Here is a 12,331-nt window from a genome sequence, read left to right as displayed (position 1 = left end):
TGAAAGGTGTATGTAGAAGGGTTTTTGCCATTCTTTCAACATTTTAACCATAAAATATTAGTGATTATACGATAAAAAAGCGGGAATCCTCCCGCTTTTTACGATTATCGACGTAAGCCTAGTTTGTTAATTAACTCACGGTAACGAGTTACGTCTTTATTACGTAGATACGTAAGAAGATTACGACGTCTACCTACCATTTTCAAAAGACCGCGACGTGAGTGGTGATCTTTCTTATGAGTACGTAAATGCTCGTTCAAGTTGTTAATTGATTCTGTTAGGACAGCGATCTGAACTTCTGGAGATCCAGTATCAGATTCGTGTGTTTTGAACTCATTAATTAATTGAGTTTTACGCTCTTGAGTAATAGCCATCCTGTTTCACCTCCAAATCATGTTAGCCCCATCTACCTCGCAACCGTCGGTGAAGTCGGCCTGCCAAGTAAGTGGTTTTAAAGCTACAGGAATAATCATACTAAAAATATGCTGAATTTGCAAATGGTAGAGCTGTTTTTCTAAGAATTTTTTGTTTGCCTTAGCTGATCTTGAAAAAACTGAATCGCTTCTTCTTTATCTTGACTGATTTGAGCCGTTAACTCCTGGATTCCGTTAAATTTTTGTTCACTGCGAATGCGTTTGAACCACTGTAATTTAATCGGTTCACCATATATTTCTTCGTTAAAATCAAAGAGGTTTACTTCAATGGCAGGCTGATCAGGGCGCTTTTCATAAAAGGTTGGTTTATAGCCAACGTTACAAACACCGTCATACACTTTGCCTTTGACTTCTGCTCTTACTGCATAAACCCCTGTTGGCGGAATAATGTATTCAGCAGATAAACCGACATTTGCAGTCGGAAAGCCGATCGTCCGTCCTCGCTTATCTCCATGAATGACAATACCGCGCAGCTGATAAGGTTTTCCTAAAAGCTCACTCACATATTCAACATCCCCATTTTTCAATGCGGAGCGTATGAGTGTTGAGCTGACTTTTCGGTCTTGATTGGACAACTTAGGAACGATGGTGGCCGTGATACGCCCTTTACCGTACTCATCGAATGTTTCCATTGTGCCTGCACCAAAACGGCCAAACGTAAAATCAAAACCGGCTACTGCGTGCTTCACATTCAGCTCATCCAAATATTGATCCACAAACTCTTGAGGAGACAGCGCTGCAAAGCTTTCGCTGAATTGCACAATGTATAAATAGTCAGCGCCCAGCTGTTCGATGAAATCAATTTTATCCTCAAGCGGTGTAATTAAGTCCTTTGGTTCACGTGCTTTTTGCAAAACATGTGATGGATGCGGATGAAAGGTCATGACTGCTAAAGCCAATCCTTCTTTTCTCGCAATGCTTTTCGCTGCGTCAATAACTTTTTGATGTCCGAGGTGAACACCGTCAAAATACCCTAAAGCCATAACAGAAGGGTCTTGATCCTTTTGATTCAATGTATGTGGGTGTGAAATATGTATAGTCTTCACGAGATGGTCACCTTTTCTTTAAGATTGCTTGTCCTGAGATAAGATCTTCGCCGGCTTCATCAGATTCTGTTTGGTCGGGTGCTTCATATATATCGCCATACAGCGACCTGAAGGAGCAAAGACAGCGACACGATCTTCCTCTGCGAAATGAGCGAATTCATCAGGCATTGGCAGGACTGCACCGTTTTCCACTTTACTTGCTAATGTATCATTTATCTCCCATTTCGGCAAATGATTGAGCGCGCGCTCGATCGGGACAAGGTGCTCATCTACTGCTCCTTCCTCGCTTATATTTCGGAGCTCATCAAGGGTGATGCATTCATCTAGTGTAAAATCCCCTGACCCTGTGCGAATGAGATGTGACATATGGGCTGGAAACCCTAGTTTCTTTCCAATATCAACCGCTAAGGTTCTGACATACGTTCCTTTTGAGCATAAAACGGTGAATCTAAATGATACCTTTCCATTCTCAAATAAAGCAGGTGTTGTCCGCTCGATACGGTGAATCGTAATTTCACGGCTCGGCCGCTCAATTTCAATGCCTTCTCTTGCATATTCATAGAGTTTTTTTCCGCCAATTTTTACAGCAGAAAACATGGGAGGAATTTGTTCAATGGTTCCTTGAAACTGTTTCAGCACAGCATCAATTTCTTCTTCTGAGATGGGTTTTTGCACCTTTTCTTCTTCTACGATCTCACCTGTTTGGTCTTCTGTTGTGGTAGAAAAGCCAATCGTGATTTCTGCATCATACGTTTTCGATTTATCTGTTAAGTATTCGACAATCTTCGTTGCTCTTCCGATACAAATGGGCAGAACACCTGATACCTCCGGGTCGAGAGTGCCTGTATGTCCGACTTTTTTTGTATGCAAGATCTTTCTCACTTTGAACACACAGTCGTGAGAGGTCATTCCTCTTTCTTTATGTAATAAAAGAACACCATTTATCATCTGCGTTCTCTCCTTTCATAAACGATGAAAAAGGACAGACGATCATCGCCTATCCTTATTTCAACGTCTTATTCATGATCTTTTGTGTTTAGTTCAGCAATCAGGCTTTCAATTCGATTTCCGTAATCTACGGATTCATCGAATTCAAAGTGCAGTTCTGGTGTTTTGCGAAGTCTAATTCGATTGCCAATTTCAGAGCGGATATACCCTTTAGCCTTTGCAAGGCCTTTTAAGGTTTCCTCTCTTTTTTTCTCGTCACCGAGAACAGAAATGTAAACTTTCGCAATTTGCAAATCACCGGATACTTCAACATCGGTTACAGTCAAAAAGCCAATTCTTGGATCTTTTAGCTTTCTGCCTAGGATGTCACCTAATTCTTTTTTCATCTGCTCACCCACGCGGGTTGCTCTCATACTCATGATCTTATCACCTCTAATTAAAACCACTCAGTTTTCGTGATCGTTCGTTCAATTTCAGGAAAAGAATCAATAAAGCTTAAAACACGCTGTAGCTCCTTTTCCACTTGAACCCGAGAGGAGGAAATCACGGCGATTCCAATTGATGTACGCTGCCATGTGTCCTGGTAATCCATTTCAGCCATGGTTACATTGAATTTATGGCGCGTTCTTGTCAATATACGCTGAAGAACCGCACGTTTTTCCTTCAGTGAGGAGGCATCATAGATGATGCACTCACATTCGGTATAACCGATCATTTTCTTTCGATTTCTTGCATAACGAATGATTCCATGACATCACCTTCACGGATATCATTGTACTTCTTAATGGTAATACCACATTCATAGCCTTGTGAAACTTCTTTCACGTCATCTTTGAATCGTTTTAATACGTCGACTTCGCCTTCAAATATCACGACGCCGTCACGGATTAAGCGGATACCACTATCTCTTGTAATGGTTCCTTCAGTGACATAGCCACCAGCAATTGTACCGATTTTAGAAACTTTGAACGTTTGACGAACTTCAACTTGACCGATGACTTTTTCTTCATATTCAGGGTCAAGCATCCCTTTCATCGCAGCTTCAATTTCATCGATGACTTTATAAATAATGCGGTGTAAGCGGATATCTACGTTTTCTGTTTCAGCTGTGCTCTTCGCATTTCCATCAGGACGTACGTTAAATCCGATCACGATCGCATTAGAAGCACTTGCTAAAATAATATCAGATTCTGTAATCGCTCCAACACCCGTATGGATGATTTTCACTTTTACGCCTTCTACTTCAATTTTTTGAAGAGCGGCCGTCAGTGCTTCAGCAGAACCTTGTACGTCTGCTTTCACGATCAAGTTGATATCTTTCACTTCACCTTGTTTGATTTGCTCAAATAGGTCATCTAGAGATAATTTTGCTTTGTCTGAACGCTGTTCATCAAGCTGTTTCGAAGCACGCGCCTCACCCACTTGACGAGCTGTTTTTTCGTCTTTGAATACGAGGAACTGATCCCCTGCATTCGGTACATCATTTAAACCAGTGATTTCAACAGGTGTAGATGGTCCTGCTGTTTTCACGCGGCGTCCGATGTCATTAACCATTGCACGAACGCGGCCAAATGTATTTCCGACAACGATTGGGTCACCTACATGAAGTGTACCAGTTTGAACAAGAAGGGTTGCAACAGATCCTCTTCCTTTATCAAGCTCAGCCTCGATGACAGTCCCTTTTGCCGCACGATTTGGGTTGGCTTTCAGTTCTCCTACTTCACTAACAAGAAGGATCATTTCGATCAATTCGTCAATGCCTTCACCTGTTTTTGCAGATAGAGGAACGAAGATCGTTTCGCCGCCCCAAGCTTCTGGTACTAAACCATGCTCAGTTAATTCCTGCATCACACGGTCAGGGTTCGCTGTTGGTTTGTCAATTTTGTTGACAGCGACAATGATTGGCACTTCTGCCGCTTTCGCATGGTTAATGGCTTCAATCGTTTGCGGCATCACGCCATCATCTGCTGCAACGACCAGAATTGTCGTATCTGTTACCTCAGCACCACGTGCACGCATCGTTGTAAATGCTGCGTGTCCAGGTGTATCAAGGAACGTGATTTTCTTGCCGTTTTCTTCAATTTGGTAAGCACCGATATGCTGCGTGATTCCACCAGCTTCGCCTTCGACGACTTTCGTCTTACGAATGCTGTCAAGAAGCGTTGTTTTCCCGTGGTCAACGTGTCCCATGATTGTCACAACTGGAGGGCGTACTTGCATATCTTCTTCTTTATCTTCAACTTCATACTTTTCAAGTTCAGTTTCTTCTAAAATAATGACTTCCTCTACTGGAACGCCATATTCAGAAGCGATTAATTCAACTGTATCTTTATCCAGCTCTTGGTTAATGGTTGCCATAACACCCAGCATCATCAGCTTTTTGATAATTTCAGCTGTTTCTTTTCCAAGCTCTTCAGCCAGCTGGCCGACTGTCATTGAATTTGTAAATTCAATTTTTTCAGGAAGCTCTTTCTTAGGCTTCACAGGTCTAGCTTGCTGATGCTGCGGTTTGTTATTCCCACCGCGTTTATTTTTGTTTTTGTTTTGGTTGTTGTTTTTTTTGTTTTTATTAAATTGATTATTCTGCACGTCATTCTTCTTTCTATCATTGTTTTTGTTAGATGATTGTTTTTTTTGTTCTGCGGGTTTCTCGTTAGCTGTCTCTTTTGCTTTGGCTTTTTTATAGATAGCGTCTAGCTTTTTCACAGTGTCGTCTTCAAGCGTCGCCATGTGGTTGTTCACTTCCACGTTCATATCCTTAAGCGCTGCTATAATATCTTTACTTGAAACATCTATGGCTTTTGCGTATTCATATACTCTCACTTTAGCCATTCGTTCACCCCCAAATAAATTAATCGAGCAAGCTTATCAGCTTCTTAGCGAAGCCTTGGTCAGTGACAGCGACAACTACGCGAGCTTCTTTCCCAATAGAACGTCCGAGAACGGAACGGTCTTCAACTTTTCTAACCGGAACATTATAAAATTTGCATTTGTCAGATACCTTTTTCTCTGTGTTCGATGAGGCATCTGCTGCAAGAAGAACCAGCTTAGCACGCGCATGTCTAATTTCTTTGATCACAAGATCTTCTCCTGACACGACTTTACGAGCTCGATTTGCTAGACCAAGCAAAGGATACCATTCAGATTGAGTCATTTGGTTTTTTCACCTTTTCAGCTAGTTCTAGTAATTCTTCAAATATGTGTTCGTCAATCTGTGTCTGAAATTGCTGCTGTAAACTGCGTTTGTTCTTTGCCGCAAGAATGGTTTCTTTATCGAGAGAAAGGTAAGCTCCGCGTCCGTTCATTTTTCCGGTTGCGTCAACAGACACTTCACCTTCTTTAGAACGAACAACACGGATCAGTTCTTTCTTTGGTTTCATTTCTCCCGTCACGACACATTTTCTAAGCGGGATTTTTTTTCGGCTATTCACCTTTTACATCACCTCTTATTCGTCAGATTCCTCAGCTACTGGTTCAGCCTCTAAGAAAAGAGATTCAGAGTCTTCAGTTCTTGGGAAAATACCGAGTTCCCTTGCATCTGTTTCGCTTTTAATGTCAATTTTCCAGCTAGTCAGCTTTGCTGCAAGACGAGCATTTTGACCTCTTTTACCAATGGCTAACGACAGCTGATAATCAGGGACAATAACTGTTGTCGCCTTATCTTCTTCATTTACAATGACATCAAGTACTTTTGATGGACTTAATGCATTGGCAACAAATTCAACCGGGTCATTAGACCAATGGACAATGTCAATTTTTTCGCCTTTTAGCTCGTTGACAATTGCTTGTACACGCTGACCTTTTGGTCCAACACAAGAACCAACTGGGTCAACATCAGGATCATCTGTACGAACAGATATTTTAGAACGGTCCCCAGCTTCTCTAGCAACCGATTTAAGCTCTACAGTACCATCATAAATTTCTGGCACTTCAATTTCAAATAAACGCTTTAAAAGACCTGGATGTGTTCTAGACACATAAATTTGTGGTCCTTTTGTTGTTTTTTCGACTTTTGTAATAAACACCTTAATGCGGTCATGTGGTTTGTAGTCCTCATTTGGCATTTGTTCGTTGACCGGAAGAAGGGCTTCGATTTTGCCAAGTGACACGTAAATGAATTTACTGTCAATTCGCTGAACGATTCCCGTCATAATGTCTTCCTCGCGATCGATAAACTCAGTGTAGATCACACCTCGCTCTGCTTCTCTCACTCGCTGCGTCACCACTTGTTTCGCTGTCTGAGCTGCAATGCGTCCGAAGTCTTTTGGTGTGACTTCAATCTCAACGACGTCACCTACCATGTAATTCGGGTTGATATTGGCTGCATCATCTACAGAGATTTCAAGGCGAGAATCATACACTTCATCTACAACATCTTTTCTTGCAAATACACGAATCGTTCCCGTTTCGCGGTTTAAATCAACACGAACATTTTGTGCTTGATTAAAGTTACGCTTATATGCAGAAATGAGTGCAGCTTCTATCGCTTCAATAATAATTTCTTTACTAATACCCTTCTCTTTCTCAAGAACAGTCAGGGCATCTAACAACTCACTACTCATTTTTATGGTTCCCCCTTATATCAATGAAAAGGTTAATTGAACGAAACTGCTAATCTTGCGTTAGCTATTTTTTCGTATGGAATATTGATCTCTTTCTTTCTTGTCTTGATCTTCACTGTCACTGTTGCAATCTCACCATCAAAGCTTGTAAGCTCACCTTCAAATGCTTTTTCACCATCAATTGGTTCATATGTTTTCATGAAAACATTTTTTCCAAGTGCTTTTTCAAAATCAGCTTTTTTCTTTAATGGGCGCTCCGCTCCAGGAGAGGACACTTCAAGAAAGTAGTTTTGGCTAATCGGATCTGCCTCATCAAGCTTTTCGCTCAAGGCTTCGCTCACTTTGGCACATTCTTCGATATCGACGCCTTTATCAGAGTCAATAAACACGCGAAGGAACCAGTTTTGACCCTCTTTGACAAATTCAACATCAACGAGTTCAAGCTGTAAGCCATCTAAAATTGGCTGCACCATTTCGCTTACGACATCCACTACTTTTTTGCTCATTCTCTTCCTCCTTGTGCTTTCGATAAACGCTCTTATCAATCATTCTGCATAAAAACCCTGCTTTATGTGAGCAGGGGGAGCAGAAAACGGATGAATAATGTCGAGACAAAAATTGCCTGTTCAATACAAAAGAGCGGGTTTCCCCACTCTTGTCTCGGTAATCGTTAGCATTTCCATAAAAACTATACCATATCCAATTTTTTTATGCAAATGAAGTTCCTTATTCAGCAGGCATTCGCCATCAGTTCTTTTCGTTCATTCTTTTCGCATGTTCACTGATAAGTGCTGCCTCCCTGCTCCCCTTTATGATGCGGAAACCGTCATAATCCGGATAGAGCGAATCATCGTCCTGAATACTTGTTAAAATCCAAAATTGACTGCCAGCTCCTCCGAGCCGCTCAACCGCTGACAGCCAGCTTTGATATACGTCAGGACGCGCTGATTGATTTTGAACGCCAAACTCTTCTAACACAACTGGTTTTCCGATTGACTTCCCGCGGGTGATATGGTCTTCGATCCATTTCACTCCCCAAGCAGCTGACTTGTTCCAGTGATCTGGGTACAGATGATAGGTTCCATAATCGATATTAGAGAGAGCCGTCAAACGATCCCAATCAACGCCTTCTCCGCCTCCATAAAACCAGTCTTCATGTCCTGGTATGCGAAAGAACCCTTCATCTCCTACTGCAACAAGATGGTGACGATCCAGCGATTTGATCCACGTACTCATTTCATCTGCCCATTTGACTAGTATATTTCCCGTTGGATCTGACTGCACACGCGGCTCATTAGCTAATTCCCAAGTCATAATAGCTGGATCGTCCTTATATTGAACACCTGTGTACGTATTGGTTCTTTCTAATACATAGCGCACATAATTTTTGTAAGCTTTTTGTATACGAGGATCTGTATAAAAGGCATCATGCGCTCCTGCCTCGAACCACTTTACGTATTGATTCATCCCGCCAAAATCATCCCAATTGTTCACTAGTGGGATGACAAGTTTTATTCCTTCCTGTCCCGCTTTATAAATCGCATAATCTAGTTTTTGAAAACCCGATTCTTCATAGACCCCTGGACTAGATTGTAAGACTGAGTTTTCTTGAGGGGCCCCATCGTGAAATCCCCAAATACGTATGACCTTTAAATTCATTGCTTTCATATCATCGAACACAGCATCTACCATCTTTTTAGATTTGTAATGGAAATAGTAATTATTTGTGCCAGCGAAGTAAAATGGTTGATTGTTCAGCGTAAATTGTGTACCAGACGTCTGTACATAAGAGGCGGCCATAATCGTAAGTGAAAACCACCCGGCCCATATAGCGGCCACAAGTATGAAGCAAGACACTCTTTGAGTCCATTTCTTCATTTAAATTCCCCTCACAATCTAGCCTTCTTCAGGTACGATCACATCTAGCCGAAGCGGTGCTTGTTCATTTGAATCAAGTTCAATTGTCTGTTGTTTTAACAGTTTACTTTCTTTACCGATTCGAATCTCATATGTCCCGTGAAATGCTCGACATGTCACATTGCCATTAGCATCTGTTTTTTCAACTCTTTGTGTCGTCCACTCATTTAGAAGCTTTTCGTAACGTCGGCCTGCTTCATTTAAAGACCAATCATAATTCACGATGGCCGCATGCTCACCTCTCCAATGGGCACCTGCCCAAAATCCCCACATTAGCACTCCTTTTACGGCTGGATGACTAAATGCGACGCGATATAAAGCCTCTAGGTTATCCGCTCTTCTATTAGCGTCAGGGTGAACAGAATCGTACTCTGTAACCCATATAGGAAGACCAAGCTCAGCAAGCACATCGAGCCTCTCTTTTACAACGACTGGATCGACCCGTTCTTCAAAATGTCCTTGAACACCAATCGCCTCAATAGGTGCGCCTAACTGACGCAGTTCATTGATATGCGCTTTATAAGCGTGGTGCTCACCATATGAGATCACATTATAATCATTCACAAACAATAGTGCTTGAGGGTCAATTTTTTTCGTTTCTTCATACATCCACTTCCAAATATTTTTTCCGAAGCGATCTTTAAAAAATGAACCATGCATCATTTCATTGTTTACATCCCAATGACGGAATCTCCCTTTAAAATGATTACCCGCATGCTCAAGCCGGTTTTTCATGGCTTCATACACTTCGTGATTCGGTAGTGACCTCAGCCAGCTTGGATTCGCATCCTCTACCTCCCAAAATAAAGCGTGCCCTCTCACTGGAAGTTGATGTTTATCTGCAAAATTCAGCATCGCATCTGCTTTTTCGTAAGTGATTTTCCCTCTTTCAGGCTCATTCGCATACCATTTTGCCTCATTTTCAAAAACAGCCCAATTAAAATACTTCACAAAAAAATCGGCATATTGTTGATTAAACAACACTTGGTCATTCATCGCTGAACCAAATGCGAATTCATGCCTATTTTGCTTAATCTCAACCTCTATACCTGCTATTGGCTTTTTTTCGTGATTTGTGACATTTATTTCAAGATCTCTTTGTCTATGCTCTGAAATTCGATCATTCGCCTCTTTTTTCCACATCAGATTTATCTGCCCATTTTCGCCCTTGTTTAATGATTGATGAAGAAAACTTCTTTCTTTGACCATGTAAAAACACCCTTATCTTCACTGGATTTATATTTCCTAATCAAACTGCCGGCTCAAAGAAACCGGCAGCTTAAATTTGACCTGCTAGTTGATGAGACGATGATATTCAGCGTAGGCAGTGGCCATATCCACTTGAGACCAGAAACGGTGATAGGTGAAAACCGGTGCCCCATTCTCCCATTTGCCTGTTGCTTCATTAAATGAAGACTGATATTTACTCTCGAGTGAAGACCATGCTGGATCTTGTTTAATATTTGGACGAAGATCAGCAAAACTCGTATAGACCCCATTACCTCCTCGCTGCGGATCAGAAGGAATAGTGCTGGCTCCAGGAATCTGATTCACTTGACCAAATGTCCCGTTCCAACCATTTGGGAAATACACTTCTTTTTTAAAGAAGCGGTCATAGTCCTCTCTTTCTTCTTCTGTTACAATGCCTACGCCATCATTGTAATTCCACGCAACCTCAAGGAGCTGTGCGGCAGCATCTTTCGCTCTGACACCAAGCGCTGTATAATCCCCTGTTTCTAGCTTAGTGGCAGCAGCAAAGAAAGTTAAAGCCTTGACTAGACTCCCTAGTACGCCCGTATCCTGAGTTGGATCTTTTGTTACAGCTGTTAAGTTTGGATTTCCTGTTGCAGACTGGAACCCATTCCAAGTGTCAGGCTGTCCGCTCCAAGCAATATTTCCAGGAAGCCAAAACTCGCCAGGTGCACTCGTTGTAGCAACAGCAGCATTTGTTCCTCCTAGAATTCTTTGTCCTTGGTCATCTAAGAAATAACCCTCTTCATCCGACACAGGACGGCTGCCGATAAAAATGTAATCTAATGCATAGTTGACCCATTTTGTGATGCAAGATTTGGCCATTTGGACATTTTCAGATGTTTTGTCTCCATCTTTCACAAAAATGTAATAAAGCTCTGCTACGCGCTCCATCGGCCATGCCTGCATCCCAAACCAGTTATTAGAAGGCGGGTCAAGATAAACAGGTGCATCCTCATATGCCATATCGTAAAAAGTACTTCTTCCCGCCGGATAAGCACTATAGTCTCCATTCCAGCTATTGGTTGCACCTCCTGCAATCGCTCCCTCTTTAGATTGAAGCCATACATAAAATTCAAGCTGCCTTTTTAATGTTTTTTCCCAATCGCTTGCACCAGTAGCGGAAGATGGCTTTAAGCCTCCTTTGTCTGAGGATAAAGCATAAGCGGCGACAGGGTTTTGATACCCTTGGTGACAATGGCTAGCTCCAATACGCCATGACCAGTTGGCATGGTCGCCAAGTCCTCCGCCCCAAGAGGTATACCACGCCATTAAGTAATGACAGGCACCCTTTCCGTTTCCAGGGTACGGATTCCCCTGTTTGCCGCTTCCAATCGTTTGAAAATATTTATCGTACATACCGTAACGAAGAAAATCCCCCATTTTTTTCGCTTTATCAAGATAGGCTGACTCATTATAGCCGAGTTCCTTCGCCCAATACATCACTTGTATTGCACGCGCATCAGCATCCGTCGCATTGGTATAGCGCCACTGAGCAGCTGGTGCTTGATTTTCTTTTGTGAACAAGCTCATAAAGCCTTCATTCGGCTTTCCAAAAGATTTATCATCTTGTGAAGGATGAGGGATGGCCTCCCATACGGATTCCTGCGGCCCGCGCTGGAACGTGTTCACATATGCAGCTTTATGTGATGGGTTGAGCAAGTTTCCATATTTATACCAGTTATCGACATCAAGCAGCCAGTGCATTAAATACGTTTCATTCGTTCCATAGGTTGATTTCAATTCACCATCAATCGGATCTTGACCCGCAGGACGAGCACCGCTTAACTGGCTAGGGTATTGATCCGGGTATGGTTTTTCTGCTGCGTATGTGGCTGGGCTAGAAGGATTGTAGGCGCTCATATGCGGCTGCTCATCATTTCCATCTTCATTTACTGGGATGATGTACTTCTCCATATTGTCCCAGGCTGCCTCTAATTTGCTCCAATCCCCTGTGTAATGTCCGTACAACACCTCAAGCCACAGCCAATAGCTATACGCTTCTGAAGTTGTCATATGCCCGTAATCAGGCGCTTCGCAAATGAGCGTCTCGATTGAATGATACGGAATTCCTTCTGATGAAAAATATCCATTCGCATCACTTTTAATTTGATGATAAAGCGTTAAAAACCGTTCTTTGTTTGACAAGTTCTTCACCCTTTCAATACATCTT

Annotated in this window: 13 protein-coding genes; all 13 read right to left on the bottom strand. The window is 42.2% G+C overall.

The genetic code is table 11. The features are described from left to right. Window positions 1–104 precede the first annotated feature (104 nt). Entirely contained in the window at window positions 105–374 is a 270-nt protein-coding gene (gene rpsO / locus MHH26_RS05885) for a 30S ribosomal protein S15 (RefSeq protein WP_008354438.1), read from the bottom strand. A 140-nt stretch (window positions 375–514) separates the two neighbouring features. After that, window positions 515–1,480 carry a bifunctional riboflavin kinase/FAD synthetase gene (gene ribF / locus MHH26_RS05880; RefSeq protein ID WP_034662277.1) on the bottom strand — a complete coding sequence of 322 codons (966 nt, stop codon included), beginning with the start codon at window positions 1,478–1,480 and terminating at the stop codon, window positions 515–517. Window positions 1,481–1,498: 18 nt separating this feature from the next. Beyond that, entirely contained in the window at window positions 1,499–2,428 is a 930-nt protein-coding gene (gene truB / locus MHH26_RS05875) for a tRNA pseudouridine(55) synthase TruB (RefSeq protein ID WP_066030895.1), read from the bottom strand. Between the two features lie 68 nt (window positions 2,429–2,496). Continuing rightward, window positions 2,497–2,847 (bottom strand): 30S ribosome-binding factor RbfA, encoded by a 351-nt coding sequence (rbfA, locus tag MHH26_RS05870; RefSeq protein ID WP_007499525.1) that lies wholly within the window; start codon window positions 2,845–2,847, stop codon window positions 2,497–2,499. Window positions 2,848–2,864: 17 nt separating this feature from the next. Then, entirely contained in the window at window positions 2,865–3,143 is a 279-nt protein-coding gene (locus MHH26_RS05865; protein WP_012009994.1) for a DUF503 domain-containing protein, read from the bottom strand. Beyond that, a complete protein-coding gene (gene infB / locus MHH26_RS05860; protein WP_066030896.1) occupies window positions 3,140–5,260 on the bottom strand; it encodes a translation initiation factor IF-2 in 2,121 nt (706 codons plus the stop codon). Before infB ends, MHH26_RS05865 begins: the two co-directional genes overlap by 4 nt. Before the next feature lie 19 nt (window positions 5,261–5,279). Continuing rightward, window positions 5,280–5,582, bottom strand: coding sequence for a YlxQ family RNA-binding protein (locus MHH26_RS05855; RefSeq protein WP_034662287.1), 303 nt, complete (start codon window positions 5,580–5,582; stop codon window positions 5,280–5,282). After that, window positions 5,569–5,859 (bottom strand): RNase P modulator RnpM, encoded by a 291-nt coding sequence (rnpM, locus tag MHH26_RS05850; RefSeq protein WP_034662290.1) that lies wholly within the window; start codon window positions 5,857–5,859, stop codon window positions 5,569–5,571. Before rnpM ends, MHH26_RS05855 begins: the two co-directional genes overlap by 14 nt. Window positions 5,860–5,874: 15 nt before the next feature. Next, a complete protein-coding gene (gene nusA / locus MHH26_RS05845; protein ID WP_007499530.1) occupies window positions 5,875–6,990 on the bottom strand; it encodes a transcription termination factor NusA in 1,116 nt (371 codons plus the stop codon). A gap of 32 nt (window positions 6,991–7,022) precedes the next feature. Beyond that, a complete protein-coding gene (gene rimP, locus MHH26_RS05840; RefSeq protein WP_003211398.1) occupies window positions 7,023–7,496 on the bottom strand; it encodes a ribosome maturation factor RimP in 474 nt (157 codons plus the stop codon). 241 nt (window positions 7,497–7,737) lie between these two features. Then, entirely contained in the window at window positions 7,738–8,868 is a 1,131-nt protein-coding gene (locus MHH26_RS05835; protein ID WP_340972715.1) for a glycoside hydrolase 5 family protein, read from the bottom strand. Between the two features lie 18 nt (window positions 8,869–8,886). Continuing rightward, on the bottom strand, window positions 8,887–10,116 hold the full coding sequence (locus MHH26_RS05830; RefSeq protein WP_106038740.1) for an endo-1,4-beta-xylanase: 1,230 nt from the start codon (window positions 10,114–10,116) through the stop codon (window positions 8,887–8,889). 84 nt (window positions 10,117–10,200) lie between these two features. Continuing rightward, a complete protein-coding gene (locus tag MHH26_RS05825; protein ID WP_340972713.1) occupies window positions 10,201–12,306 on the bottom strand; it encodes a glycoside hydrolase family 48 protein in 2,106 nt (701 codons plus the stop codon). Window positions 12,307–12,331 lie beyond the last annotated feature (25 nt).

The organism is Bacillus sp. FSL K6-2839, assembly GCF_038003365.1.
Classification (GTDB): domain Bacteria; phylum Bacillota; class Bacilli; order Bacillales; family Bacillaceae; genus Bacillus.
Note: the sequence above shows the minus strand (reverse complement) of the source record. Positions and strands in the feature narration are given on the sequence as shown.

Bases quoted from the DNA above. Each gene is read 5' to 3' on its own strand.
- MHH26_RS05835 (WP_340972715.1), bottom strand. From the start codon at position 8,868: ATGAAGAAATGGACTCAAAGAGTGTCTTGCTTCATACTTGTGGCCGCT.
- rbfA (WP_007499525.1), bottom strand. From the start codon at position 2,847: ATGAGTATGAGAGCAACCCGCGTGGGTGAGCAGATGAAAAAAGAATTA.
- infB (WP_066030896.1), bottom strand. From the start codon at position 5,260: ATGGCTAAAGTGAGAGTATATGAATACGCAAAAGCCATAGATGTTTCA.
- nusA (WP_007499530.1), bottom strand. From the start codon at position 6,990: ATGAGTAGTGAGTTGTTAGATGCCCTGACTGTTCTTGAGAAAGAGAAG.
- truB (WP_066030895.1), bottom strand. From the start codon at position 2,428: ATGATAAATGGTGTTCTTTTATTACATAAAGAAAGAGGAATGACCTCT.
- rimP (WP_003211398.1), bottom strand. From the start codon at position 7,496: ATGAGCAAAAAAGTAGTGGATGTCGTAAGCGAAATGGTGCAGCCAATT.
- MHH26_RS05830 (WP_106038740.1), bottom strand. From the start codon at position 10,116: ATGGTCAAAGAAAGAAGTTTTCTTCATCAATCATTAAACAAGGGCGAA.
- MHH26_RS05855 (WP_034662287.1), bottom strand. From the start codon at position 5,582: ATGACTCAATCTGAATGGTATCCTTTGCTTGGTCTAGCAAATCGAGCT.
- rpsO (WP_008354438.1), bottom strand. From the start codon at position 374: ATGGCTATTACTCAAGAGCGTAAAACTCAATTAATTAATGAGTTCAAA.
- MHH26_RS05865 (WP_012009994.1), bottom strand. From the start codon at position 3,143: ATGATCGGTTATACCGAATGTGAGTGCATCATCTATGATGCCTCCTCA.